23 protein-coding genes are annotated in these 25104 nt (G+C 56.6%); 13 read left to right on the forward strand and 10 right to left on the reverse strand.

The window, feature by feature from the left end; genetic code table 11:
* The first annotated feature begins 7 nt into the window (after positions 1–7).
* Positions 8–259 (forward strand): hypothetical protein, encoded by a 252-nt coding sequence (locus tag C1N58_RS14060; RefSeq protein ID WP_006117745.1) that lies wholly within the window; start codon positions 8–10, stop codon positions 257–259.
* 29 nt (positions 260–288) lie between these two features.
* Here the strand turns inward: C1N58_RS14060 and erpA are convergent, their stop codons facing one another.
* Positions 289–636 (reverse strand): iron-sulfur cluster insertion protein ErpA, encoded by a 348-nt coding sequence (gene erpA / locus C1N58_RS14065; RefSeq protein ID WP_006117744.1) that lies wholly within the window; start codon positions 634–636, stop codon positions 289–291.
* 200 nt (positions 637–836) lie between these two features.
* Here erpA and hemL point away from each other — a divergent pair, with 200 nt between their 5' ends.
* Positions 837–2117: a glutamate-1-semialdehyde 2,1-aminomutase gene (gene hemL / locus C1N58_RS14070; protein ID WP_033740299.1), complete on the forward strand. Its 1281-nt coding sequence runs from the start codon at positions 837–839 to the stop codon at positions 2115–2117.
* Between the two features lie 31 nt (positions 2118–2148).
* On the opposite strand, the gene fhuB is transcribed toward hemL, so the two are convergent.
* The 6 genes from fhuB to hrpB form a co-directional block, all read right to left on the reverse strand.
* A complete protein-coding gene (gene fhuB, locus C1N58_RS14075) occupies positions 2149–4128 on the reverse strand; it encodes a Fe(3+)-hydroxamate ABC transporter permease FhuB (RefSeq protein WP_394564255.1) in 1980 nt (659 codons plus the stop codon).
* Positions 4128–5006 carry a Fe(3+)-hydroxamate ABC transporter substrate-binding protein FhuD gene (fhuD, locus tag C1N58_RS14080; protein ID WP_039338689.1) on the reverse strand — a complete coding sequence of 293 codons (879 nt, stop codon included), beginning with the start codon at positions 5004–5006 and terminating at the stop codon, positions 4128–4130. The genes fhuB and fhuD overlap by 1 nt, the downstream gene beginning before the upstream one ends.
* Positions 5007–5016: 10 nt before the next feature.
* Positions 5017–5811, reverse strand: coding sequence for a Fe3+-hydroxamate ABC transporter ATP-binding protein FhuC (gene fhuC, locus C1N58_RS14085; RefSeq protein ID WP_033740296.1), 795 nt, complete (start codon positions 5809–5811; stop codon positions 5017–5019).
* 39 nt (positions 5812–5850) lie between these two features.
* The gene (fhuA, locus tag C1N58_RS14090) at positions 5851–8052 is read right to left on the reverse strand and encodes a ferrichrome porin FhuA (RefSeq protein ID WP_394549883.1); all 2202 of its coding nucleotides are present in this window, start codon (positions 8050–8052) and stop codon (positions 5851–5853) included.
* 198 nt (positions 8053–8250) lie between these two features.
* Positions 8251–10782: a bifunctional glycosyl transferase/transpeptidase gene (gene mrcB / locus C1N58_RS14095; protein ID WP_039338694.1), complete on the reverse strand. Its 2532-nt coding sequence runs from the start codon at positions 10780–10782 to the stop codon at positions 8251–8253.
* 83 nt (positions 10783–10865) lie between these two features.
* On the reverse strand, positions 10866–13361 hold the full coding sequence (gene hrpB, locus C1N58_RS14100; RefSeq protein WP_039338695.1) for an ATP-dependent helicase HrpB: 2496 nt from the start codon (positions 13359–13361) through the stop codon (positions 10866–10868).
* Between the two features lie 36 nt (positions 13362–13397).
* Here hrpB and thpR point away from each other — a divergent pair, with 36 nt between their 5' ends.
* The 9 genes from thpR to panD all read left to right on the forward strand — a co-directional run bounded on the left by thpR (position 13398) and on the right by panD (position 20463).
* Positions 13398–13925 carry an RNA 2',3'-cyclic phosphodiesterase gene (thpR, locus tag C1N58_RS14105; protein ID WP_394549884.1) on the forward strand — a complete coding sequence of 176 codons (528 nt, stop codon included), beginning with the start codon at positions 13398–13400 and terminating at the stop codon, positions 13923–13925.
* An 11-nt stretch (positions 13926–13936) separates the two neighbouring features.
* Entirely contained in the window at positions 13937–14641 is a 705-nt protein-coding gene (sfsA, locus tag C1N58_RS14110; protein ID WP_394564256.1) for a DNA/RNA nuclease SfsA, read from the forward strand.
* 247 nt (positions 14642–14888) lie between these two features.
* Positions 14889–15344, forward strand: coding sequence for an RNA polymerase-binding protein DksA (gene dksA / locus C1N58_RS14115; protein WP_006117731.1), 456 nt, complete (start codon positions 14889–14891; stop codon positions 15342–15344).
* A gap of 70 nt (positions 15345–15414) precedes the next feature.
* Positions 15415–16296 carry a tRNA glutamyl-Q(34) synthetase GluQRS gene (gluQRS, locus tag C1N58_RS14120; protein ID WP_058708999.1) on the forward strand — a complete coding sequence of 294 codons (882 nt, stop codon included), beginning with the start codon at positions 15415–15417 and terminating at the stop codon, positions 16294–16296.
* An 86-nt stretch (positions 16297–16382) separates the two neighbouring features.
* A complete protein-coding gene (gene pcnB / locus C1N58_RS14125) occupies positions 16383–17801 on the forward strand; it encodes a polynucleotide adenylyltransferase PcnB (RefSeq protein WP_203232196.1) in 1419 nt (472 codons plus the stop codon).
* Positions 17798–18283, forward strand: a complete 486-nt coding sequence (gene folK / locus C1N58_RS14130; protein WP_205955983.1) for a 2-amino-4-hydroxy-6-hydroxymethyldihydropteridine diphosphokinase — start codon at positions 17798–17800, stop codon at positions 18281–18283. Before pcnB ends, folK begins: the two co-directional genes overlap by 4 nt.
* Positions 18284–18366: 83 nt before the next feature.
* Positions 18367–19161 carry a 3-methyl-2-oxobutanoate hydroxymethyltransferase gene (gene panB, locus C1N58_RS14135; RefSeq protein WP_033740290.1) on the forward strand — a complete coding sequence of 265 codons (795 nt, stop codon included), beginning with the start codon at positions 18367–18369 and terminating at the stop codon, positions 19159–19161.
* Positions 19162–19176: 15 nt separating this feature from the next.
* Complete coding sequence (gene panC, locus C1N58_RS14140; RefSeq protein WP_033740347.1) at positions 19177–20031, forward strand: pantoate--beta-alanine ligase; 855 nt, start codon at positions 19177–19179, stop codon at positions 20029–20031.
* Positions 20032–20082: 51 nt separating this feature from the next.
* A complete protein-coding gene (gene panD / locus C1N58_RS14145) occupies positions 20083–20463 on the forward strand; it encodes an aspartate 1-decarboxylase (RefSeq protein WP_033740289.1) in 381 nt (126 codons plus the stop codon).
* A gap of 51 nt (positions 20464–20514) precedes the next feature.
* Here the strand turns inward: panD and C1N58_RS14150 are convergent, their stop codons facing one another.
* On the reverse strand, positions 20515–21285 hold the full coding sequence (locus C1N58_RS14150) for an ABC transporter permease (RefSeq protein ID WP_006117722.1): 771 nt from the start codon (positions 21283–21285) through the stop codon (positions 20515–20517).
* Entirely contained in the window at positions 21282–22208 is a 927-nt protein-coding gene (locus C1N58_RS14155) for an ABC transporter ATP-binding protein (protein ID WP_006117721.1), read from the reverse strand. The genes C1N58_RS14150 and C1N58_RS14155 overlap by 4 nt, the downstream gene beginning before the upstream one ends.
* 106 nt (positions 22209–22314) lie before the next feature.
* Between C1N58_RS14155 and can the strand changes: the two genes are divergently transcribed.
* A complete protein-coding gene (gene can, locus C1N58_RS14160) occupies positions 22315–22980 on the forward strand; it encodes a carbonate dehydratase (RefSeq protein WP_033740288.1) in 666 nt (221 codons plus the stop codon).
* A 59-nt stretch (positions 22981–23039) separates the two neighbouring features.
* Here the strand turns inward: can and hpt are convergent, their stop codons facing one another.
* The gene (gene hpt, locus C1N58_RS14165) at positions 23040–23585 is read right to left on the reverse strand and encodes a hypoxanthine phosphoribosyltransferase (RefSeq protein WP_006117719.1); all 546 of its coding nucleotides are present in this window, start codon (positions 23583–23585) and stop codon (positions 23040–23042) included.
* 234 nt (positions 23586–23819) lie between these two features.
* Here hpt and C1N58_RS14170 point away from each other — a divergent pair, with 234 nt between their 5' ends.
* Positions 23820–25103, forward strand: coding sequence for a cystathionine gamma-synthase family protein (locus C1N58_RS14170; RefSeq protein ID WP_282498529.1), 1284 nt, complete (start codon positions 23820–23822; stop codon positions 25101–25103).
* The last annotated feature ends 1 nt before the right edge of the window (position 25104 follow it).

Genomic DNA, 25104 nt, shown 5'->3' on the forward strand with positions numbered 1-25104 from the left:
ATTCACTATGACTAAAGCCCTGCTTCTGGCCATAGGGCTTGTGATCGCGCAGCAGGCATTCGCGGGATCCACGACCGGCTCTATCAATGCCAGACTTGTTATCTATTCACGTTGCGAAGTCAACAGCGTGCGAAGCCCGTCTTCGCCACAGGTTGACTGTGGTCGCCAGAGCAGCGCACAGCCGCGCGTGACGCAAACGGTGCTGAAGCGTCAGGGAAGCCGCACAACCAACGACAGACTGGTGACAATAGAATGGTAAGAGGCCGCCCGGAGAGAGCGGCCTGATGATCAGATGCTGAAGGAAGACCCGCAACCGCAGGTGGTTTTGGCGTTCGGGTTGGTTACGATAAAGCGCGACCCTTCCAGACCTTCGGTGTAATCCACCGAACCGCCTACCAGATACTGCAGACTCATTGGATCAACCACCAGCGAAACGCCCTGCTTTTCAATGGTCATATCACCGTCGTTCATTTGATCGTCGAAGGTGAAACCATACTGAAAGCCGCTGCAACCACCACCAGTGATATACACACGCAGCTTCAGCGCCGGGTTATCTTCGTCAGCAATCAGATTTTTCACTTTGTTGGCTGCTGCGTCGGTAAACTGCAACGGCAGTGCTACTACTTCATCACTCATGAGTTACTCCGTAAACGTCCGGGTCAGAAAACGACCTCAATGTTGCTATTATCTGCCAGCGACCCGCCGCAATCAAGCGCTCAGCTTCGCACTCTGTGCCGGATTGACGCGGAGAAGTCGTACGCAGGGATATCTGGCTTTCGTCGGCCGCCCCTCTTCCGTAGAATAGCCCGAAATTATATGAACTGCTGGAGCCGAAAATGAGTAAGTCTGAAAAACTGTTCGCCGAAGCACAACGCCTGATCCCCGGCGGTGTGAACTCGCCGGTCCGTGCGTTTACCGGTGTCGGCGGCGTTCCGCTGTTCATTGAGCATGCTGATGGTGCCTGTCTGTATGACGCCGATGGCAAAGCCTATATCGACTATGTTGGCTCATGGGGGCCAATGGTACTGGGACATAACAACGAAGGCATTCGTCAGGCTGTGATTGAGGCAGCCCAGCGCGGCCTGAGCTTTGGTGCGCCGACCGAGATGGAAGTCACCATGGCGCAACTGGTATGTGACCTGGTACCGAGTATGGAAATGGTGCGCATGGTCAACTCCGGCACCGAAGCGACCATGAGTGCGATTCGTCTGGCGCGCGGGTTTACCGGACGCGATAAAATCATCAAGTTCGAAGGGTGCTATCACGGCCATGCCGACCACCTGCTGGTGAAAGCCGGCTCAGGTGCGCTGACGCTGGGCCAACCCAACTCGCCGGGCGTACCCGCCGATTTTGCTAAGCATACGCTGACCTGCACCTATAACGATCTGGATTCTGTTCGTGCGGCCTTTGAACAGTATCCCGCGGCTGTCGCAGCCATTATCGTTGAGCCTGTTGCCGGCAATATGAACTGTATCCCTCCGCAGCCTGACTTCCTGCCGGGCCTGCGTGCCCTGTGCGATGAGTTCGGTGCGCTGCTGATTATTGATGAAGTGATGACAGGCTTCCGTGTGGCGCTGGGCGGCGCACAGGCACACTATAACGTGAAGCCGGATCTCACCTGCCTGGGCAAAATCATCGGCGGTGGCATGCCAGTGGGTGCGTTCGGTGGCCGTCGCGAGGTCATGTCCGCGCTGGCACCGACCGGGCCGGTTTACCAGGCCGGTACGTTGTCCGGTAATCCCGTAGCCATGGCCGCCGGTTATGCCTGCCTGACGCAGATTGCGCAGCCAGGTATGCATGACAGGCTGAACCGTCTGACTGAACAACTGGCTCAGGGGCTGGTTGAGGCAGCCAGACAGGAAAATATTCCCGTGGTGGTGAATCAGGTTGGCGGCATGTTTGGCCTGTTTTTTACCGATGCCGACAGCGTCACCTGCTATCAGGACGTGACACAGTGCGACGTGGAACGCTTCAAGCGCTTCTTCCACCTGATGCTCGAAGAAGGCGTGTATTTTGCGCCGTCCGCCTTTGAGGCCGGGTTTATGTCGCTGGCACACACTGATGAGGATATTCAGCACACCATCGAGGCGGCCCGGCGCTGTTTCGCGAAGCTCTGATGAGAAAAGACCGGCTGAGCCGGTCTTTTTTTTAACGTGAACGGCGCAGTAGCCAGATAAAATAGGGTGCGCCCAAAAAGGTCGCCATCAGGCCCGCCGGAATCTGACTGGGAAAGGCCAGCATGCGCCCGCACCAGTCTGCGGCCACCATTAACCCGGCCCCCAGCACGCCAGACAGTAACACCTGTGGCAGCGCGCGGCGAAAGCCCAACATACGGGCCATATGGGGTGCCATTAAGCCGACAAAGCTCAGCGGCCCAATCGTCAGCGTGGCACAAGCCGTTAAGGCCGCCGCTAACAGCAACAGGGCGAGTCGTGAACCCGTCAGTGCCATACCGACAGACCGTGCGGTCATGCTGCCAAGTGGCAGAATGGTTAACCAGCGGCTGGCCAGTGGCGCTAATGCCACTAAAACAGCCGCAAAGCCTGCACTTTGCAGCGCCTGCGTAGCACTGATGTTATAAGTTGATCCGGATATCCAGGTCAGTAACCCCGCCATGCGCGGATCGCCACTTGCCATCAACAGCATCAGAATGGTGACAAAGGCGCTGTTGAGTGCCATACCCGCCAGTAGCATACGTTCCGGTGAGAAACCACCACGACTGGCGACCAGCATAATAACCGCCAGCGTTATCGCCGCCCCCAGCGCACCTGCCGGCAACAGAAATGCCAGCGCGTTGCCGGGAACAAAGAACAGCATCACGACCACACCGCAGGCCGCGCCGGAACTGATGCCCAGCACTTCAGGACTGGCCATGGGATTACCGGTGAGGCGCTGGATCAGGCTGCCCGCCACACCGAGCATCAGGCCGACCTCCAGTGCCGCCAGCACACGCGGCGCGCGCCAGGGTAACAACTGTTGCAGCATGTCGCCAGACGTCCAAATCCAGCCATGCGCATCACGCCCAAAGGCCAGGCAAAGCCATGTCAGTCCGCCCAGCATCAGCAATCCCACCAGCGTCCAGCGCCCGTAACGGTATCGCTCGACCGGCACGTTGTCCCCCTGATCCAGCGCAGGCGGAACGGATCCGGTTCGCAGGCGAGGTAACAGCGCCAACAGAATGGGCACGCCCAGCAGCGCCGTCACGGTTCCGGTGGAGACCTCGCGCCAGTGCGCCGTGAGCCAGAGTACGCAGGCATCCGCCAGCCAGAGTAGCAGTGCACCAATCAGAGGTGCCAGCAGCATGCGGCTCAGTAACCGCCGTCCACCCAGCAGCCTTGCCAGCAGCGGTGCAAATAAACCAATAAAGCCAATGATCCCCGCTACGCTCACCAACTGAGCGCTCAGCAAGATGGCCAGAACCAGGACGGCCAGCCGCGTAGCAGACAGCGCTAACCCAAGATTTTTGGCGACGCCATCGTCCAGCCCCATCAGCGTAAGCGGTCTCAGTAGTGCCAGAGACAGCACCAGCGCCAGCACCAGACGTGGCCAGAGTTGGGTAACGCTGTCCCAGCTCATCTGATTCAACGTGCCGGTGCTCCACAGAAACATATTCTGCAGTTGATCGTGGTTAAAGATGGCAAATATTTGGTGCACTGCGCCGCTGTACAGGCTGAGAACCAGCCCTGCCAGAATCAGCGTAACGGGCGACAGACGTTTGCGCCAGGCTACGCTGAACACCAGCGCACCGACCAACAGCGCGCCACCCGACGCGGCGAACTGATGAGCCAGCGCCCCACCCGGCAGGTGCCATAAGGTCGCGACGGTCATTCCTAACTGCGCGCCGGATGAAACGCCTAACGTGCCCGGTTCGGCCAGCGGATTGCGCAACACCTGCTGAAACAGTAATCCGGCTAACCCCAGCCCTGCCCCCACCAGCAGCGCCAGTGACCAGCGCGGCAGTAAGCTGTAGTGAAAGACCATTTGCTCAATGTTGCTGCTGTCCGGTCTCCACAGCGCCTGCAACCACTGGTTCGTGGGCAGCGCCTGTTGCAGATTGATCGCGGTTAACACCAGCGCCAGGAAGAACAGCGTACCTGTCACGGCTAACGGGAAAAAACGATGACGCATTACGATTTCTCCAGCGCACGTTCCAGCACGCGAATAAAGTGCAGGGCTGACAAGGTCGCACCGTAGTACCACACCGCCGGAACGCGCTGGAAATGGCCGCTGTGAACAAACGGCATGGACTGCCATAACGGACTTCGCGACAATTGCTGCATCACGGCATCATTGTCATGATCGAAGCAGATGGCCTCTACGTCATGGAAAACGGCCAGCCGTTCCAGTCCAATCACGGCGCTGCCCCAAAAACTGGTTTCGCCCTGCCAGGCATTTTTCAGATTCAAAAGCGCCATCACTTCCAGGAATAAGCTGTTTTTACCGAAGGTAATAGCGTGGCGGCTGTCGAGTAGCGACATCAGCAAAATGGCCCGACCGGCGTGCGGCGCCAGACGCTGACGCGCCGCCGCAATCTCCGCATCCACCTGTTGCAGATGCGCTTCAGCCTGCGCCTCCCGTCCCAGTCGGGCCGCCAGCGCCCGCAATGAGGCCCGTGCGCGACTCAGCGGTTTGCCATCGCCATTGTGCAGGTCAAACCCCATGATCGGCGCAATGCGCCGCAGCTTATCTTTCGGTGGACCGTAACCGTTCGAGCAGAGAATCAGCGAGGGATGCATCTGAGTCATCAGCTCAAGATTTGGCTCGGTACGTAAGCCGACATCCACCACGCCCGCAGGCAATGGCGGCTGTCCGACCCAGACGTTGTAGTTATGCACGTCCGCCACACCCAACGGGTTCACGCCCAGCGCCAGGAGTAACTCGGTGGGCAGCCACTCCAGCGCAATAACGCGGTCGCTGTCAGGCTGTGCCGCAGGCGATGGGAAAGACGGGATGAGAGGCGACAACGCCATTGCCATCAGCAGGCGACGGCGATATAAATCCGGCATTATCGTATCCTTAACACACAAAACTCACCGGCGCGCCGCCGCCAGGATGGGGGAAGATGCCCATTGGGATACCGTAAATCGCCTGCAGCACATCTGCCTGCATAATGTGTTCTGGTCCACCTTCTGCAATCAGTTCGCCGCCGCGCAAGGCGACCAGATGGTCACAATAGCGAGCCGCCATATTAATATCGTGTAAGACGGTAATGACCGTTAAGCCATGTTCATGGCTCAGCGTCTGAATCAGCGCCAGCACATCCACCTGGTGGGCAATATCCAGCGCAGAGGTAGGTTCATCCAGCAACAGGCAGCGGCTGTTCTGAGCGACCATCATTGCCAGCCATGCACGCTGGCGCTCACCACCGGAGAGGCTGTCGACCAGCCGCGAGGCGAATGGCGTTAGTCCAACCCGCGCGATTGCCTGCGCGACCCGCTCGCGATCGTCCTGCGTAAAGCGCCCCAGCGCACCATGCCAGGGATAACGCCCAATGGCTACCAACTCACGTACCGTCATGCCTTCCGCAGCCGGTAACTGCTGCGGCAAATAAGCGACCTCACGGGCAAACGCTTTGCTGCTCCAGCGATCTACAGGCTGTTCGTTGAGCAGAACCCGCCCTTCGCTGGCCGCGTGATGCCGCCCCAGCATTTTTAACAGCGTGGATTTCCCTGAACCATTGTGCCCAATCAGCGCGGTGACTTTACCTGGCGTAAAAGCGAGAGAAACGGGATGAAGGAGCGTACGACCCGGTACGCGAAAGCTGGCGTTATCCAGTCGGAAGGCGGTCTGTTGGTACTGCGGAAGCTGCATGGTTATCCCTGTAAACGGGCGCCGAAGCGCCCTCATCGATCAGAACCGGAACGTGGCGGTGCCGACAATTTGTCGCTCTGCGCCCCAGTAGCACGCGTATTCACGGTAGCAACTGGCAACGTAGTCACGGTTAAACAGGTTGTTAACGTTAACGCCAACCGTTGAGCCAGGCAAACCAAAACGGCCTAAATCATATTTCAACGCGGCATCGACGGTAGTGTAACCCGCGACGGTGAAGTTTTGGTTCACGTCGGGACCCGCACTGTATAACCCCTGTGTTTCGCCCACATAACGGACGCCCGCGCCCACCGTTACGCCGGACAGCGCCGTTTCATGGAAGGTATAGTCGCTCCACAGAGAGGCCATGTGCTTAGGCACCTGCACCGGGGTTTTGCCTTTGAGCTGTGTATCTTCCGTATATTCAGCATCGGTGTAGGTGTAAGACGCGGTCAGGTTGACGTTGGCATTGAGGGCCGCCTTGGCTTCCAGTTCGACACCGCGAGAACGGATTTCGCCGCTCTGGATGCTGAAAAGGGTATGGTCAGGATCGGCTGTTAAATTTTTGGACTTAGTCAGTTCATAAATCGCAGCCGTAACCACGACAGGACGATCTTTCGGCACATATTTCACCCCCGTTTCGTACTGCTTAGCGCGCGATGGGTCGAAAGGTTGCCCGCTCACTGTCGTCCCGGCCGTTGGGATAAAGGATTCGCTATAACTGAAATAAGGCGCGATACCGTTATCGAAAACGTAGTTTACGCCGCCACGCCAGGTGAAGGCCTGATCATGATTTTTAACTTCGGTATTGGTGTCGCGATTTAACGCAGATGTCATCGCGTAATCATAACGGCTGCCTAACGTCAGCACCCAACGATCCCACGCCATTTGATCCTGCGCGTAAAGGCCGGTTTGTTCCTGTTTGTTCAGATAACGATAGGGGAAAGGCGTGCCGTCAAGCGAATCATTACCGTACTGAGGAGCAACCGCATTCAAAGGAAATGCTGAACCAAACGCTGCGTTGATATCATTACGCATACGTTGATAATCCACACCAAGCAAAAGCGTATGGTCGAGTTGACCGGTTGCAAATTTTGCCTGTGCCTGGTTATCGACAGCGAACTCATTCAATTTTTCGTCTGAAGTGGCATAACCTCGCGTGATTTCCTGGGTGGCGGCGTTAAATCCATTGCCATAAATGCTGCGGTAATCCGTCGTTAACTCGGCATAACGCAGGTTCTGGCGTACCGTCCAGGTCTCATCAAAACGGTGTTCAAAGCTGTAGCCGACCATTTTGGTGTTACGGGAGATGCGATTGCTCTTCTCCCCTTCATCAAAGCTGGTCGGCAGTTTGTACTGACTGCCATCAGGGCGCGTAATGGGCACGACCGTGCCTTCACGCGGTAACCAGCCGTAATAACCCGTGTCCGGTTCATTCTGGAAGTAGGTCAGCAGATCCAGATGGGTGTTTTCGTCTGGTCGCCAGCTGAAGGACGGCGCGATGGTGTAACGCTTTTGCTTGTTGTTCGCCTGCTGGGCATCCTGGCTGCTCGCCAGGCCTGTCAGACGGTAGCTGTAAACGCCTGCGTCATCGATCGCACCGCCAAAATCAAAGCCGGTGGAGTAAAGATTGTGATTGCCCATCTGGAACTGCACTTCACGCAGCGTTTCCTGGGTGGGACGTTTACTGACCAGCGCGACCACACCGCCCGGGTTGCTCTTACCGTACAGCACCGACACGGGCCCGCGCAGCAGCTCAGCCCGCTCCAGGAAATAGGGATCAATAGCGAATTCCGAGTAGTTGTCGCCCTGCAGCTTCAACCCATCGAGATACTGGTTGGTGTTGGTTTCGCTAAAACCGCGAATTGACAACGCATCATAGACGCCTGAACTGCCGCGGTTACCGGTAAGCACACCCGGCGTGTAATTAAAGGCCTGCTTCACGCTGGTGACGCTGCGCATCTCCATCTCTTCCCGCGTCACCACAGAAACCGACTGCGGATTCTTTTCAATCGGCGTGTCCGTTTTGGTGCCGGTGGCGCTGTGTTTTGCGGCGATGGTGGCCGCCGGGCCCCACGCGTTTTCCTGCGCCACCGCACCACCGCCATTTGCAGATACCACCACCGTTTGTTCAGCGTAAGCCATTACGCTTGCGCCGCTGGTCACCAGGGCAATGATCAAAGCCAGAGGCCGACGCGTAAATACGCCGGATGGAGAAGCAAAAGGGATAGAACGCGCTGTCATGAAGGTGTCTCTCAAATGGGGATGATTAAGCGAATCGAAACGATAATGATTATTATAACGATTGGATAATATGCGAAGTCTCGCAATTTCTGCAAGCAGAATTCCCCGGCGTGGCGTCGTGTCACGGGCGATAACAAGGGGTTTTGATGTGGAATAAAAAAAGGCACCGAAGTGCCTTTTTCATCCGCGTTTGACGGGTTATTTGCCGAACATATCTTTTATCCAGCCGGCAACGCCGTTGCTGTCTTTTTGTTCCTGCTGTTGCTGCTGCTGTAACTGCTGTTGTTGCTGGTCCTGCATCTGCTGCTGTTGCTGCATTTGCTGAACCTGCTGTTGCTGCTGCTGGCAGAGCGCATTTGGATCCAGCGTCCAGACAGGCAGCGTGCGCCATGTGCTGCTTCCTGAACCGCAAACAAAGTTACCCGCAGTATCGATGTTCATCATCGTCACATCTTCCGGCGGCGTAAGCTGCAGCGGCATCGGAGCCTGATTGTCCAGGTAGCGGCGGTAAATCTGCATCGCCCCGCTGGCACCATAGAGTTTGGTCGGCTGGTTATTATCACGGCCAACCCAGGTGATCGCCACTTCTTTACCATCAATCCCGGCAAACCAGCTGTCGACCAGATCGTTCGTGGTGCCGGTTTTCCCTGCCAGATGCGCATTCGGGAAACGTGCCCCCAGCGCCCGGGCGGTACCGCGATCGACGACCTGTTGCATGGTATACAGCGTTAAGTAAGCCGCCTGTGCCGGTTCTACGCGCTGCGCCTGCGGGAAGCTCTGGTACAGCACGGTACCGTCTTCCGCGATGACCGAACGCACGGCTGACAGTTCTGCATGATTCCCGCCGCTGGCAATGGACTGGAAGGCCTGAGCCACTTCCACAGGCGTCAGGTTGAGTGCGCCCAGTAACATCGCCGGAACCGGATTCAGCTGATCTTTAGGCACACCCAGCTTCGTCCAGGTGTCCACCACCGCATTTAGTCCCAGCGTCATGCCCAGGTTAACCGTTGGCACGTTCATGGAGTTCGTCAGCGCATCGACCAGCATCACTTTGCCACTAAACCGCCGGTCGTCGTTCATGGGTTTCCAGATGCTGCCATTCGGCTGTTTCAGCGCAATAGGCTCATCCGCAATCCAGCTGTTCAGGCGGTAAGTGTTGGGTTGACTCAGCGCGGTCAGATAGGTGGCCGGTTTCGCCAGCGAGCCGATGGATCGGCGCGCCTGCAACGCGCGGTTATACCCGGCAAACTGCGGATCGGCCCCACCGACCATCGCGCGAACTTCACCCGTAAAGCGGTCAACGACCACCATTGCGGTTTCCAGATCTTTCAGACCGCGCTGTTTTTTCAGGGTGGGAATACCGTCTACAACGGCTTTTTCGGCCGCATCCTGAGAAACCGGATCCAGGGTGGTGAAAATTTTCACGCCCGACAGATCTTTGACTTTGTCGCCCAGTTTTGCCTGAAGCTCATTACGCACCATCTGCATAAAGGCAGGCTGTGGCGTAATCACACCGCCTTTCGGCTGCACGCCCAACGGACGGGCCGACAGCATGTCGTACAGTTCCTGATCGATCACTTTCTGCTGCTGCAGCAGGCGTAGCACCAGATTACGTCGTTCCAGGGCCAGTTTCGGGTTACGCCATGGGTTATAGAGCGACGCCCCTTTCACCATGCCCACCAGCATCGCCTGCTGATCGAGACTCAGCTCGTCAACCGGGCGGCCAAAATAGTAGAGGCTGGCCAGAGGGAAACCGCGGATCTGATCGTTACCTGCCTGACCGAGATACACCTCGTTCAGGTAAAGCTCCAGAATACGATCTTTGCTGTAACGGGCATCCATGATCACGGCCATATAGGCTTCACGGGCTTTACGCCACAGCGAACGCTCATTAGTCAGGAACAGGTTTTTGACCAGTTGCTGGGTAAGCGTACTGCCGCCCTGCACCGCTTTTCCGGCGGTGATGTTCGCCAGGAAGGCACGGCCAATGGAGTACGGGCTGATGCCGTCGTGCTCATAAAAGTGGCGATCTTCCGTTGCGATTAAGGTATCCACCAACAGATCAGGGAAACCGGCACGGGGAACGAACAAGCGCTGTTCACCATTAGGTGACTGCAGCATCGTAATCAGACGAGGATCAAGCCGGAAGAAACCAAAATCACGCCCGGTTTCGACGTTCTTAATCTCACTCAGCTCATCTTTGCTGAATGTCATTCGGGCATGAATCTGCCCTTCTTTGCTGTCCGGGAAATCAAACGGGCGACGCAGCAGTTCAATGGTGTTGCCTTTGACCGAGAATTCTCCCGGACGCGTAATGCGCGAGACTTCGCGGTACTGCGTGCCTTCCAGCAGGGCAATCATTTCGCTTTTATTGTAGGCCATGCCAGGTTCGAGGCTGACCATACGACCGTAGACAGCAGCGGGCAGTTGCCACACTTTACCGTCAATGCGGCTGCGAATTTCCGAATCGAGGTATACGCCCCACGCGGCCATGACCACTACAAATACCAGGAACAGCTTAATAAACCATCCCAGCCAACGGCGTTTGCCGCGCGGCGGTTTTCCACCTTTACCTTTACGTGGCACCGGCGCTTCCTCCTCGTAATCATCATCAAAATCGTCCTGAGCGACATCACTATCGATGTCTCTGCGCCGCCCACGGCGGGCGCTGTTGCGCGGTGGCAACGGTTTTCCTTTGCGCCCAATAGGTTCGCGATCGTTCCCAGACATTGGTTTCATTCTCCAGGCATAGCTTACGGCTGCGCCGCTACTCTAACTGCTTTCTTCACTGTCGCATGGCAGAACCCTCTGAATTAAACAGCGGGCCCGCCCTGTGACGTATTCTTTTTCGTCCGCCGGGTCGGTATTGCGGAGGCCGGATCGTCGGGCCAGGGATGTTTGGGATAACGCCCTTTCATTTCTTTTTGCACATCTTTATAGGCACCGCGCCAGAACGCCGCCAGATCGCGGGTGATCTGTAAGGGACGCTGGGCGGGCGATAACAGCTCCAGCACCAGCGGCACGCGACCTTCTGCGACGGCAGGATTACTGGCTTCGCCAAACATTTCCTGAATACGCACCGCCAGCGCGGGCGGTTTATCTGCATCATAGCGAATCGGCAGCCGACTTCCGGTGGGCACAGTGTAATGAGTTGGCAGCACAGTATCCAGCCGCTGACGTTGTGACCATGTGAGCAAATGTAAGAGCGCAGTGACCAGATTGACCGACTGCAGACTCTTCAGATCCCGCACGGCGCTCATCTGCGGTTGCAGCCAGCGATCCAGCGAGTCAAGCAGGCTGGCCTCATCGACGGCGGGCCAGTTCTCTTCGGGCAGCCACTGGGCGGCACACTGGATACGTAACCGCAGTTGCTCAGCCTCCGGCGTCCATCCCAGTACCGATAACCCCTTTTTAGCGACCCAGCGTAGCAGCGCGGCCTGTAACGCCTCGGCATCCGGTCGGGCAAGCGGCTGAGTCTTCAGTATCAGTTCGCCAATCTGCTCACGGCGTAAGGTGCGCAACGTGCCCTTCTCGTCATCCCATTCCACGTCGGTACGCTGTTCGACAAGCTGTGGACAGGCCTGCGTCAATGCCGCAAGCTCGACGGGAAGGGCCAGCAGGATACGTGCATCGGGGGCGCTGCTGCCCTGTAATAAGACAGGCGCAATGAGCCATTCGTAACGCGTGAGCGCCTGCTGTTCGTCCAGCCCTGCCCCCAGTCCGTTGGCTAACTGATAGCGTCCGCTGTTATCGCGTCGGCGCGCCAGACGATCGCGAAATCCCGCCGTTAACAACGCGGGAAAATGCGCGTCATCGACCCGTCCGCCTGTGACGCCAAGGCGTTTTTGCCAGTGCTGCGCGCGCCGCAACCAGTGCGGTAAAGGCCGACAGAGAACATCACGTAGATCAACACTGCCCGCGCGGGGCGGATCCTCCAGCACGGCGACGAGTAGTGCCGCGCTGGCCACCGCATCGGCATCACGCCCTGCGGCACATAATATAGCGCTCAGCCTGGCATCACTGCCGAGCTGCGCCATGCGTCTGCCCTGTGTGTTCAGTCGTCCTGATTCATCCAGCGCTCCAAGGCGCATCAGCTGCTGCTGCGCTGCCCGTAAGTGCTTTTCGGGTGGCCGATCGATCCACTGTAGCTGGTCGATGTCTGTACAGCCCCACTGCAGCAGTTCCAGCCACAATGACGCGAGATCGCTGTGCAGGATTTCGGCTTCGCCCTGTGCAGGCGCCCGTTCCGCCTGCTCCTGTGAAGTCAGGTGCAGGCAGATGCCCGGCATCAGTCGTCCGGCACGTCCGGCGCGCTGCGTCATCGACGCCTGGCTGATGCGCTGAGTCTGCAACCGCGTCACGCCGCTGCGTGCATCAAACAGCGCGCGCCGCTCCTGGGCACTGTCCACGACCAGACGAATACCTTCGATCGTTAAGCTGGTTTCGGCAATATTGGTCGCCAGCACCACTTTGCGGCGTCCGGGGGCGGCAGGCAAAATAGCCTGCTGCTGAGCGGCCAGCGGAAGCGCGCCATAAAGCGGCGTTAAATCGACATCCTCATCGACACGGGTTTCCAGCTCGCGTTTTACGCGCGCTATCTCTGCCACGCCGGGCAGAAAAAGCAGCAGCGAGCCGCTTTCCTGTCGAAGCAACTGCGCGACTTCACGCGCTACCGCCTCGTCAAAACGCAGGCTCGGGCTCAACGGAGCATAACGCCGTTCGACCGGATAGCTGCGCCCTTCTGAGGCAATCAGCGGCGCGTCCGGTAGCAGCGTCGCCAGGCGAGTATTATCGAGCGTGGCTGACATCAGCAAAATTTTCAGATCGTCACGCAATCCCTGCTGAACATCCAGCAACAGCGCCAGCGCCAGATCCGCCTGCAGGCTGCGCTCATGAAATTCATCCAGAATCACCAGCGACACGCCATCCAGCATCGGATCCTGCTGCAACATGCGCGTCAGAATACCTTCGGTCACCACCTCAAGCCGGGTCATGGGTCCGCTGCAGTTTTCGCCGCGCATGCGGTAACCCACCGTGGCGCCGGGCTGTTCGCCCAGTAGCTCAGCCAGCCGCTGCGCCACGTTGCGTGCGGCCAGTCGGCGTGGCTCCAGCATGATAATGCGCCCTGACAGCGCCTTGTGCTGTAACAGCTGAAGGGGTAACCAGGTGGATTTACCTGCGCCGGTAGGCGCAGCCAGCAGGACGTTCGAGGCCTGATCAAGGGCGCTCAGCAGGTCAGGCAACACCGCGCTGACGGGGAGATCACTCACCAAAAACTCCGCTAATGGCTGTGTTAAGATGGCGCGCATTGTAGCACTCATCCGTGAGGATTACCGGAGACCGCCATGGCGTTACAGCGCTTATTTTTTGCTATTGCCCTACCCGAAGACCTGCAACAGCAACTGGTGCAGTGGCGAGCTGAGACCTTCAGTGAGGAGGCAGGTCGCCCGATTGCGGCCGCGAACCTTCATCTGACGCTGGCTTTTTTGGGCGAGGTCTCAGCGGAGACCTCAAAACAGCTGCAAACCCTGGCCTCGCGCATCCATCAGCCTGCTTTTGATGTGACGTTAGATGATGCGGGGCACTGGCCGCGCCCCGGCGTGGTCTGGCTGGGCTGTCAGCGCCCACCCCGGGGATTGCTGCAGCTGGCAAGTCTGCTGCGTGCCCAGGCCGCCCGGCACGGCTGTGAGCAGCCCGCTCAGCCTTTTCATCCACACATCACCCTGCTGCGCTCGGCGACGCAACCCGTTGCCCTGCCCCCTCGCGGCTTTCTCTGGCGCTTTACGGCCAGTCAGTTTTCGCTTTTTGCCTCAGAGTACGTAAAAGGGCGGACGCGCTACCGGACACTGGCCACCTGGCCGTTACAGTCATAATCAGGAGCCCTATGCTTTTTTCTCCCGCCCTCAAACCGGCACGTCTGATTACCCGTTACAAACGCTTTCTGGCGGATGTCATTACGCCGGAAGGCGAGACGCTCACCATCCATTGTGCCAACACCGGCGCCATGACCGGTTGTGCTACGCCGGGTGATACCGTGTGGTACTCCACGTCCGACAGCCTGACACGCAAGTACCCGCACAGTTGGGAGATGACCGAGACGCAGCAAGGCCACTGGATTTGCGTGAATACGTTGCGCGCGAATCAACTGGTAAAGGAGGCGTTAAGCGAAAACCGAATTCTGCCGCTGTCGGGCTACGAAGCGTGTCGGGCTGAAGTAAAATACGGCAGCGAAAAAAGTCGAATTGATTTCCTGCTTACAGCACAGGACCGACCTGAGTGCTATATTGAGGTGAAATCCGTAACGCTTTTACAGGAAGGTAAAGGCTATTTTCCGGATGCGGTGACGATTCGAGGACAAAAACACCTGCGCGAGCTGAGTCAGGCTGCGGCAGAAGGTCATCGGGCCGTTTTGTTGTTTGCCGTTCTGCACTCGGGGATTGAGGACGTTTCCCCGGCGCGTCACATCGATGCGGCTTACGCAGAACAACTGGTACAGGCGCGGCTGAGTGGCGTGGAAATTTTGGCGTACCGGGCAGAACTGTCATCACAAGGCATGTTTATTACAACGGCTGTTGACGTAACGTTGTAATATCAGTGGCATCCTTCTGTGATAGGACTATCTTCTGTCAGGGGCCAACTACGCTGTTCCTCACAGGCTTGTCAAGATGGGCGCAGGAATAATTGCCAACCTTGACGGCTTCTGTTATTTATAGCGGCCTGTTTTTCCCCGTTGGGGGATCGATGTACCCAAGAGTGCGTCATCAATGAAGGTTAGTGTGAATATACTGGCCGATGGCAATCGAAGGGTATAGTGCGTGTTATCCAGGAGAAACAACATGCAAGAAGGGCAAAACCGTAAAACATCGTCCCTGAGTATTCTCGCCATCGCTGGGGTGGAGCCTTATCAGGAGAAGCCGGGCGAAGAGTATATGAATGACGCGCAACTGGACCATTTTCGCAAGATTCTGGAAGCCTGGCGTAATCAATTGCGGGACGAAGTTGATCGCACCGTTACACACATGCAGGATGAAGCCGCTAACTTTCCGGACCCGGTTGACCGTGCCGCTCAGGAAGAGGAATTCAGCCTGGAACTGCGTAACCGCGATCGCGAGCGCAAGCTCATTAAAAAGATCGAAAAAACGCTGAAGAAAGTTGAAGATGACGACTTTGGCTATTGCGATTCCTGTGGCGTTGAGATCGGTATCCGCCGTCTTGAAGCGCGTCCGACGGCCGATCTGTGCATCGACTGTAAGACACTGGCAGAAATTCGTGAGAAGCAAATGGCGGGCTAATGTTGCCGTCTGACTGCAGCCATGCGGCGGGAAAAGGCCCTCTTTTTCCGCCGTCTGGTTCATGAAACCTATGGCATTCTCATCCTGTATCGGGCGCTTTGCGCCGTCTCCCTCTGGTGAACTCCACTTTGGATCGCTGATCGCTGCCTTAGGCAGTTACCTTAGCGCACGCGCGCAGCATGGCCGCTGGCTGGTACGCATTGAGGATATTGATCCTCCCCGTGAAGTCGCAGGAGCCGCCACGCGTATTCTGCACCAGTTAGAACAGTACGGTTTGCACTGGGACGGTGAAGTCATGTGGCAGTCACAGCGCCATGACGCTTATCGGGACGCCCTGCAGTGGTTAAGAGCGCACCGGCAGAGTTATTACTGCACCTGCAGCCGAAGCCGCATTCAGCAGTTGGGTGGTTTTTACGACGGGCACTGTCGGGATGCAGGTTCAGGTCCGGAGAATGCGGCACTGCGGTTGCGTCAGCATGCGCCAGTTTTCCAGTTTGAAGACCGGTTACGGGGCACGCTTGTGGCCGATCGGCGGCTGGCTGAAGAGGATTTTATTATTCATCGTCGCGACGGCCTGTTTGCCTACAATCTGGCCGTGGTGGTTGATGACCATCATCAGGGCGTCACCGAGATCGTGCGTGGCGCAGACTTAATCGAGCCGACGGTGCGGCAGATTGCCCTTTATCGACAGTTTGGCTGGGCCGTTCCGGATTATCTGCATTTGCCGTTGGCCATCACTGCTGACGGACACAAACTTTCTAAGCAAAATCATGCGCCCGCGCTGCCGGATGGCGATCCGCGCCCGTGCCTGGTGCAGGCCTTACGGTTTCTGGGACAGCCGGTCAGCGAAGGCTGGCAGGACGATTCTCAGGAGAAACTGCTGTCTGATGCTGTGAAGCAGTGGAATATCGCTTTGATACCGCATGATAACGCCCTGAGAGCGGATGCATAGACAACAGCATTCTCAAATGATTCACAACAGGCTATGATTAGCCGCTGATTTTACCTACACCCTAATTGTCACTGTCGAGGTGTCCCATTTTTACCCGAGTCGCTAATTTTTGCCGGAAAGTCCTGAAGCGTGATGACGAGGAAGCACCAGCAGAGGTTGAACCTGAGAGTCATATGACCATCATTCCTCGTGAAAGCCACACCATCTCACGTAAAGACATCAGCGAAAATGCCCTCAAGGTGCTGTATCGTCTGAATAAAGCCGGTTATGAGGCCTACCTGGTGGGCGGTGGCGTTCGCGATTTACTGCTGGGGCAGAAGCCTAAAGACTTCGACGTGACCACAAACGCCACGCCGGAGCAGATGCGTAAACTGTTCCGCAACTGCCGTCTGGTTGGCCGCCGTTTTCGTCTGGCACATGTGATGTTTGGTCCGGAAGTGATCGAAGTGGCTACGTTCCGCGGTCATCATCAGATTGAAGAGAACAGCGAAGATCACAACAATTCCCAGCGTGCCCAGAGCGGTATGCTGCTACGGGACAATATTTTCGGCAGTATTGAAGATGATGCCCAACGGCGTGATTTAACCATTAACAGCCTGTATTACAGCGTGGCCGATTTTTCGGTGCGGGATTATGTTGGCGGCCTGAACGATCTGCAACAAGGCATCATTCGGTTGATCGGCGATCCGGAAACACGCTATCGCGAAGATCCGGTGCGCATGCTGCGCGTCGCGCGTTTCGCGGCCAAACTGAATATGCGCATTGCTCCTGAAACGGCAGAGCCCATTCCCCGCCTGGCATCGCTGTTACGCGATGTACCTGCTGCGCGCCTGTTTGAAGAGTCGCTAAAGCTGCTTCAGGCCGGTTATGGCTACAGCACCTGGCTAAAACTGTGTGAATATCAGTTATTCCAGCCGCTGTTCCCTACGCTGGCACGCAACTTTACCGAACAGGGCGACAGCCATATGGAGCGCATGCTCGCCCAGGTGCTGAAGAATACGGATAACCGCATTCAAAATGATATGCGCGTCAATCCGGCGTTTCTGTTCGCGGCCATGTTCTGGTATCCGCAGCTTGAAGCCGCCGAGCGCATTGCGCAGGAAAGCGGCCTGACTTATTACGATGCGTTTGCCCTGGCGATGAATGATACGCTGGATGAAGCCTGCCGTGCGCTGGCCATTCCTAAGCGCATTACGTCGCTGATTCGTGATATCTGGCAGTTGCAGTTACGCATGTCCCGTCGTCACGGTAAACGCGCCTGGAAGCTGATGGAGCATCCGAAGTTCCGTGCGGCTTATGATCTGCTGGCCCTGCGGGCTGAAGTGGAAAATAACCCGGAGCTGCTGCGCCTGAGTAAGTGGTGGGGAGAGTTCCAGGTCGCTGCGCCGCCGCAGCAGAAAACCATGCTCAACACGCTGGGAGACGATCCGGCACCGCGCAGCCGTACGCGCCGCCCGCGTCGTCGTTCTTCCGCGCCCCGTCGTGATAACTCTAACGCGTCATGACGCGCGTTTATCTGGCATTAGGCAGTAACCTTGCCGATCCGCTGCATCAGATTGATGCAGCGTTGTCAGCGCTGGATGCGCTCACCGGTGTTCAGCGCATCGCCACCTCGTCCTTTTACCGCACGCCACCTTATGGCCCACCCGATCAGCCCGATTATCTCAATGCGGCGGTAGCCCTTGAGACCACCTTGTCGGCTGAGGCCTTACTGGATGAGACGCAGCGCATCGAGCGGGAACATGGCCGGGTGCGCAAAGCCGAGCGCTGGGGGCCACGCACGCTGGATATTGATATTATGCTGTTTGGTTCAGAGCAGATTCACAGCGAACGCCTGATCGTCCCCCATTACGATATGCTGAACCGTGCGTTTATGCTGGTGCCGCTGCTGGAAATTGCGCCCGCTCTGCGCCTGCCTGATGGCCGTCCGCTCCAGCCGATTATGGCAACGCTTGACTGCGCCAGCATCCGTCCCTGGCACAGCTGACCATCTATTCGCGCGTCACAGATTCCGCTCAGCAACGCGATACAGTAAAATGCGTCCATCTGAATTTCTGAGCTGAGATCGTCATGAAACCCACCACCCTTTCTCATCTGCGTCAGTGCAAAGCGAGCGGTAAAAAATTCGCGACGCTGACCGCTTACGATTTTAGTTTTGCCCGCCTGTTTGCTGACGAAGGCATTCAGGTTCTGCTGGTTGGTGACTCGCTTGGCATGACGGTGCAGGGTCATGATTCCACGCTGCCCGTCACGGTAAGTGATATTGCTTACCATACCGCCGCCGTCCGTCGTGGTGCGCCTCACGCGCTCCTGTTAGCCGATTTGCCTTTCATGAGTTATGCCACACCACAGCAAACTTTTGATAACGCGGCGCAGCTCATGCGCGCCGGGGCCAATATGGTGAAGCTGGAAGGCGGCGCATGGCTGGCCGACAGCGTGCGCATGCTGACCGAACGCGCCGTGCCCGTGTGTGGTCATCTGGGCTTAACGCCACAGTCCGTAAATATTTTTGGCGGCTATAAAGTGCAGGGACGTGATGAAGCCGGTGCAGAGCAGCTTATGGCTGACGCGCTGGCGCTTGAGGCCGCAGGCGCACAGCTGATGGTGCTGGAATGCGTACCGGTGGCCCTGGCCCAGCGCGTAACGCAGGCACTGGCAATTCCGGTGATTGGTATTGGCGCAGGCAACGTGACTGATGGACAAATTCTGGTGATGCACGATGCGTTTGGCATTACCGGTGGACATATCCCTAAATTTGCAAAAAATTTCCTGGCGGAGACAGGCGACATCCGTGCCGCCATTCGCCGCTATATTGCTGAGGTTGAAGCAGGAAGCTACCCCGCAGCGGAACACAGTTTCCAGTAATTCAGGAGAATGGCAGTGCTGATCATCGACACTCTGCCCATGCTGCGCCGTGAAGTGCGCCGCTGGCGTCAGCAAGGTAAACGTATTGCGTTAGTGCCCACGATGGGCAATCTGCACGAAGGGCATTTAACGCTGGTAGATGAAGCGCGTGAGCGGGCCGATGTTGTGATCGTGTCGGTTTTCGTTAACCCGATGCAGTTTGATCGGCCTGACGATCTGGCGCGCTACCCGCGCACGCTGCAGGAAGACTGTGAGAAACTGAACCGCCATGCGGTGGATGTCGTCTTTGCGCCCTCGCCTGCTGAGGTGTATCCACACGGGCTGGCTAATCAGACCTTTGTCGAAGTGCCGGTGCTTTCATCTTTACTGGAAGGCGCCAGTCGTCCCGGCCATTTTCGCGGCGTGGCGACCATCGTCAGCAAGTTGTTTAATCTGGTTCAGCCCGATATCGCCTGCTTCGGCGAGAAAGATTTCCAGCAGTTAGCCATCATTCGTAAAATGGTGGCAGACATGGGGTTCGATATCGAGATTGTCGGCGTGCCTACGGTGCGAGCCAGGGACGGTCTGGCCCTGAGTTCACGTAACGGCTACCTCACTGAAGATGAGCGTAAGCTGGCACCTGGCCTGAGCCAGGTGATGAATGCGATGGCCGCCCGACTGGCTAATGGTGAACGGCAGATTGACGATATTATTGAAGACGCAACGCGGTCGCTGCAGGAAAAAGGATTGCGTCCGGATGGCCTGGCCATCTGTGATGCGGAAACGCTGCAGCCTCTGACGGTGGACAGTCAGCGAGCCGTCGTGTTAATGGCCGCCTGGCTGGGGAATGCACGGCTGATCGATAATCAACAGGTAGACCTCACGCAGTAGTCTTGCAGGCTGAGGGTCACTCTTTTTGGCTGTATAACAAGGTTTCTGACTATGATTCGCACGGTTTTACAAGGCAAACTGCATCGCGTTAAAGTCACGCAGGCGGACCTCAACTATGAAGGCTCCTGCGCCATCGATCAGGATTTCCTTGATGCTTCTGGCATCCTGCAATATGAAGCTATCGATATTTATAACGTGACCAACGGTCAGCGTTTCTCTACTTATGCCATTGCCGCTGAACGCGGATCGAAAATCATTTCGGTCAACGGTGCGGCCGCGCGCTGTGCCTGTGAAGGCGACATCCTGATTATCTGCTCGTATGTCCAGGTCGATGATGCAGAAGCGCGCCAGTGGCAGCCTAAAGTGGCCTACTTTGAAGGTGATAACCAGATGAAGCGTCTGGCGAAAGCGCTGCCGGTGCAGTTGGCCTGAGTCTGGTCGCATAAAAAAAGCAGCGCTAACGCTGCTTTTTTTTCGCCGGTATCAGGTCCGCAATCCGCGGCCCCGCTGAATCAGAAAATACACGGCGATATAAAACACCACGATAAAGGCAATCAGTACCGACATGGTCAAGGTCAGAGGAACATCGTGAATGCCCAGAAAGCCAAAGCGGAAACCGCTGATCATATAAACCACCGGATTAAGTTTTGATACTGCCTGCCAGAAGGGCGGTAACAGCGTCAGCGAATAAAACACGCCGCCCAGATACGTTAGCGGCGTCAGCACAAACGTGGGGATCAGGCTGATATCGTCAAACGTGCGGGCAAACACCGCATTAATCAGTCCCGCCAGCGAGAACAGTACCGCGGTTAGCAGCAGCGTAATGGCCACCATCAGCCATGAATGCACATGAAACGGCACAAAGAACAGCGAAACGGCGGTCACCAGCACACCGACACAGATCCCGCGCGCAACGCCGCCGCCGACATAGCCAGCGATAATAATGTGCGTCGGTACCGGTGCCACCAGCAACTCTTCAATATTGCGCTGAAACTTGGCGCTAAAGAACGACGATGCCACGTTGGCATACGCATTGGTGATCACCGACATCATAATGAGCCCTGGCACAATGAACTGCATATAGCTGAAGCCGTTCATATCGCCGATGCGCGCACCGATGAGGTTACCGAAGATGATAAAATACAGCGTCATGGTGATCACGGGCGGCACCAGCGTCTGGATCCAGATGCGGGCGAACCGGTTCACCTCTTTGGCCCAGATGCTTTTTAACGCCACCCAGTACAAATGTGTCATGCTTTTGCTCCTGTTTTTCCTTGCGTCAGGCCGACGAACAGCTCTTCCAGACGATTCGCTTTATTACGCATACTGAGAACCTGAACGCCCTGTGCGCTGAGCTGGCTAAACACGCTGTTCAGCCCCTGCTCGCGCAGGACTTCAACTTCGAGCGTCGAGGTATCCACTAACCGGTACTGGAAACCTTCCAGCGACGGTAACGGGCTGCGCGGGGCCAGATCCAGAATGAAGGTTTCGGATTTGAGCTTCGACAGCAGGGATTTCATTGAGGTGTTTTCAACCAGTTCACCATTTTGAATAATGCCGATATTGCGGCACAGCATTTCCGCTTCTTCAAGATAGTGAGTCGTCAAAATGATGGTCGTCCCCTGCGCATTCAAATCTTTCAGGAAAACCCACATCGACCGACGCAGTTCAATATCCACCCCGGCGGTAGGTTCATCCAGAATCAGCAGTTTGGGCGCGTGCATCAGAGCACGGGCGATCATCAGACGGCGCTTCATCCCGCCAGACAACATGCGCGCCCTTTCGTGACGTTTCTCCCACAGGTCGAGCTGTTTAAGGTACTTTTCGGCCCGCTGAAGGGCCTCACGGCGCTCAACACCATAGTAACCGGCCTGGTTCACCACGATCTGCATGACCGTCTCGAACGGGTTGAAATTGAACTCCTGCGGCACCAGGCCCAGCTGGCGTTTGGCATTGACGACATCTTTTTCCAGATCGTAACCAAAGACGCGGACGCTGCCTTCCGACTTATTCACCAGCGAACTGATAATCCCGATGGTGGTCGATTTGCCCGCGCCGTTGGGTCCCAGTAGCGCATAAAAATCACCGGCTTCGACGTTAAGATCGATGCCCTTGAGCGCCTGTACGCCGCCGGGATAGGTCTTGGTCAGCCGGGAAAGTTCCAGTGCATAGGTCATTCTGAATACATACCCTGTTTTATGGCATTGTAATGCCGTTTGAATTTAGGAAGCCTTCGCCTATAGTACGCGCACGCAAATGCGCAGTAACAGGTTGCTTAACGCCATGACAGACATTGATACCCTGATCAGTAATAACCGCGAGTGGTCCAGATTACTGGTCAAAGAAGATCCTGGTTTTTTTGAGCGACTGGCTCAGGCGCAAAAACCACGTTTCCTTTGGATTGGCTGTTCAGACAGTCGCGTCCCCGCAGAACGTCTGACCGGTCTTGAGCCAGGTGAACTGTTTGTCCACCGTAACGTTGCCAATCTGGTTATCCATACCGATCTTAACTGCCTTTCTGTGGTGCAGTACGCGGTTGAAGTGCTGGAAGTTGAACACATCATCGTGTGCGGCCACTATGGCTGCGGTGGCGTGCAGGCTGCCATGGATAACCCGGAGTTAGGGCTCATTGATAACTGGCTGCTGCACATTCGCGATCTCTGGTACAAGCATAGCGTGTTGCTGGGTGAACTGCCGCCCGATAAACGTCTGGATAAACTCTGCGAAATCAACGTTGTTGAGCAGGTCTACAATCTGGGGCATTCCACCATCTTGCAATCGGCCTGGAAGCGTGGACGTAAAGTCTCGCTACATGGCTGGGTCTACGGTATTCAGGATGGCTGCCTGCGTAACCTGAATGTTACCGCGAACAGCCGCGAAAACCTGGAGCAACGCTATCGTCACGGCATGGCTAACCTGTTAGTCAGTGGCGATTTTCACCGCCCCTGACGCTCGCGCGCGACAAGCCTACACGAATCCAGAGGTCAGAGCCTTGGAAGAATGTGCGGTCACTCGCCTGAGGATTCGAGGGGAACCACTTTGCCAATGTAAGGCAGATGGCGATAACGCTGCGCATAATCGATGCCAAAGCCCACCACGAATTCATCAGGGATAGCAAAGCCCACGAATTCAACCTGAACGTCGACTTCACGGCGTTCAGGCTTATCCAGCAGCGTACAGATGGCCAGGGATTTTGGCTCCCGCAGACGCAGGATTTCCCGCACTTTGCTGAGCGTATTGCCTGAGTCAATGATGTCTTCAACGATTAACACGTCTTTACCGCGGATATCCTCATCCAGATCTTTGAGAATTTTGACATCGCGACTGCTGGACATCCCGCTGCCGTAACTGGAGGCGGTCATAAAATCCACTTCGTGCGGAACGTCAATCACGCGGCATAAATCCGCCATAAACATAAATGAGCCACGAAGTAGCCCTACCAGCACCATATCGCTGCCGCTGTCGCGGTAGTGGTCGGTAATTTCTTTGCCCAGTTCCGCGATGCGCGCGGCGATTGCCTGCTCAGGGATCATTACGTCAACAGTGTGTTTCATTGCCTTCAGCCCGGTCTCTCACAAAGCCACGCAGTCTACCATAACAGAAGTCCCTACTGACGCCGCGCAGAGAACGCAAACGTTTACGTGCACTAAAAATCTTCACCTGTGCGCAGGCAGTTGCACAAACAGCATTACCTTAGAACAACCCGGCATTTAGCCGCATTAATAGCTGCATGATACGATTTTATCGACATATCGTTATGCAGTTAGCGACCTTATTGGGAGATCTTAATGACTTCACCCTCAAGTAAAAAAACGCACGTCGGCGACCGCCCACTGCATCCCGAAACACAAATGCTGAACTACGGTTATGATCCGCGCCTGTCTGAAGGGGCCGTGAAACCGCCGGTCTTTTTGACCTCCACCTTTGTGTTTAACAGTGCAGAAGAAGGCCGCGATTTTTTTGATTATGTTTCCGGCCGCCGTCAGCCTCCCGAAGGTAAAAGTGGCGGACTGGTGTATTCCCGCTTTAATCATCCCAACAGTGAGATTGTTGAGGACCGCCTCGCTCTCTACGAACAGGCAGAAAGTTGCGCGCTGTTTGCCTCCGGCATGGCGGCCATTTCGACGGCGTTGCTGACCTTTACGCGACCAGGGGAAGTGATTTTGCATTCCCAGCCCCTGTACGGCGGTACGGAAACGCTGCTCAGTAAAACCCTGCACAACCTTGATATTCGTGCGGTGGGTTTCACTGACGGGCATGATGAAGCCAAAGTGCGCGAGGCCGCCCAGCGTGCAATGGCGCAGGGACGCGTCGCCATGATCCTGGTGGAAACGCCGGCAAACCCGACGAACAGCCTTGTGAATATCGCGCTGATGGCCCGTATTGCGGACGACATCGATCGTCAGCAGGGTTCACGCCCGGTCGTCGCCTGTGATAACACCTTACTGGGGCCGATTTTTCAGCAACCGCTCACGCTGGGCGCGGATTTATCGCTGTATTCCCTGACGAAATATGTGGGCGGTCACTCTGACCTGATTGCGGGTGCGGTGATGGGAAACAAAACACTTATGTCGCCGATCCGCGCTTTGCGTAGCGCTATTGGCACTCAGCTTGATCCGCATTCAAGCTGGATGATTGGCCGTTCGCTGGAAACGCTGTCGCTGCGCATGGAAAAAGCCTGTCATAACGCTGAAACCGTCGCCGCCTTTTTACGTACACATCCTGATGTCGCCGCCCTGCACTGGTTACCGTATCTGGATGCAGACAGCCCGGCAGGCAGAACCTATCGGGAACAATGCACCGGGGCCGGTTCAACCTTCTCTTTTGACATTGTCGGCGGACAACCTGCAGCGTTTCGTTTCCTGAATGCCCTGACGCTGTTTAAACAGGCCGTCAGTCTGGGCGGGACAGAATCGCTTGCCAGCCATCCTGCCACCACCACCCATTCTGGCGTGCCGGATACAGTGCGTCAGCGCATCGGGATCACCGACGCGACGATACGCTTATCCATCGGTATCGAGAACGCCGGGGATCTGGTGGAGGATATCCGTCTGGCGCTGGCGCAGGCCTGAT

It is taken from the genome of Pantoea sp. SGAir0180 (genome assembly GCF_043546245.1).

Excerpts from the sequence above, each read along its gene's own strand:
- thpR (WP_394549884.1), top strand. The coding sequence starts at position 13,398 with ATGGCGTTACAGCGCTTATTTTTTGCTATTGCCCTACCCGAAGACCTG.
- C1N58_RS14155 (WP_006117721.1), bottom strand. The coding sequence starts at position 22,208 with ATGACCTATGCACTGGAACTTTCCCGGCTGACCAAGACCTATCCCGGC.
- fhuD (WP_039338689.1), bottom strand. The coding sequence starts at position 5,006 with ATGCCGGATTTATATCGCCGTCGCCTGCTGATGGCAATGGCGTTGTCG.
- fhuB (WP_394564255.1), bottom strand. The coding sequence starts at position 4,128 with ATGCGTCATCGTTTTTTCCCGTTAGCCGTGACAGGTACGCTGTTCTTC.
- hpt (WP_006117719.1), bottom strand. The coding sequence starts at position 23,585 with ATGAAACACACTGTTGACGTAATGATCCCTGAGCAGGCAATCGCCGCG.
- sfsA (WP_394564256.1), top strand. The coding sequence starts at position 13,937 with ATGCTTTTTTCTCCCGCCCTCAAACCGGCACGTCTGATTACCCGTTAC.
- can (WP_033740288.1), top strand. The coding sequence starts at position 22,315 with ATGACAGACATTGATACCCTGATCAGTAATAACCGCGAGTGGTCCAGA.
- erpA (WP_006117744.1), bottom strand. The coding sequence starts at position 636 with ATGAGTGATGAAGTAGTAGCACTGCCGTTGCAGTTTACCGACGCAGCA.
- panD (WP_033740289.1), top strand. The coding sequence starts at position 20,083 with ATGATTCGCACGGTTTTACAAGGCAAACTGCATCGCGTTAAAGTCACG.
- C1N58_RS14150 (WP_006117722.1), bottom strand. The coding sequence starts at position 21,285 with ATGACACATTTGTACTGGGTGGCGTTAAAAAGCATCTGGGCCAAAGAG.
- fhuC (WP_033740296.1), bottom strand. The coding sequence starts at position 5,811 with ATGCAGCTTCCGCAGTACCAACAGACCGCCTTCCGACTGGATAACGCC.
- hrpB (WP_039338695.1), bottom strand. The coding sequence starts at position 13,361 with ATGCGCGCCATCTTAACACAGCCATTAGCGGAGTTTTTGGTGAGTGAT.
- gluQRS (WP_058708999.1), top strand. The coding sequence starts at position 15,415 with ATGGCATTCTCATCCTGTATCGGGCGCTTTGCGCCGTCTCCCTCTGGT.
- dksA (WP_006117731.1), top strand. The coding sequence starts at position 14,889 with ATGCAAGAAGGGCAAAACCGTAAAACATCGTCCCTGAGTATTCTCGCC.
- hemL (WP_033740299.1), top strand. The coding sequence starts at position 837 with ATGAGTAAGTCTGAAAAACTGTTCGCCGAAGCACAACGCCTGATCCCC.
- folK (WP_205955983.1), top strand. The coding sequence starts at position 17,798 with ATGACGCGCGTTTATCTGGCATTAGGCAGTAACCTTGCCGATCCGCTG.
- mrcB (WP_039338694.1), bottom strand. The coding sequence starts at position 10,782 with ATGTCTGGGAACGATCGCGAACCTATTGGGCGCAAAGGAAAACCGTTG.
- C1N58_RS14170 (WP_282498529.1), top strand. The coding sequence starts at position 23,820 with ATGACTTCACCCTCAAGTAAAAAAACGCACGTCGGCGACCGCCCACTG.
- C1N58_RS14060 (WP_006117745.1), top strand. The coding sequence starts at position 8 with ATGACTAAAGCCCTGCTTCTGGCCATAGGGCTTGTGATCGCGCAGCAG.
- panB (WP_033740290.1), top strand. The coding sequence starts at position 18,367 with ATGAAACCCACCACCCTTTCTCATCTGCGTCAGTGCAAAGCGAGCGGT.
- fhuA (WP_394549883.1), bottom strand. The coding sequence starts at position 8,052 with ATGACAGCGCGTTCTATCCCTTTTGCTTCTCCATCCGGCGTATTTACG.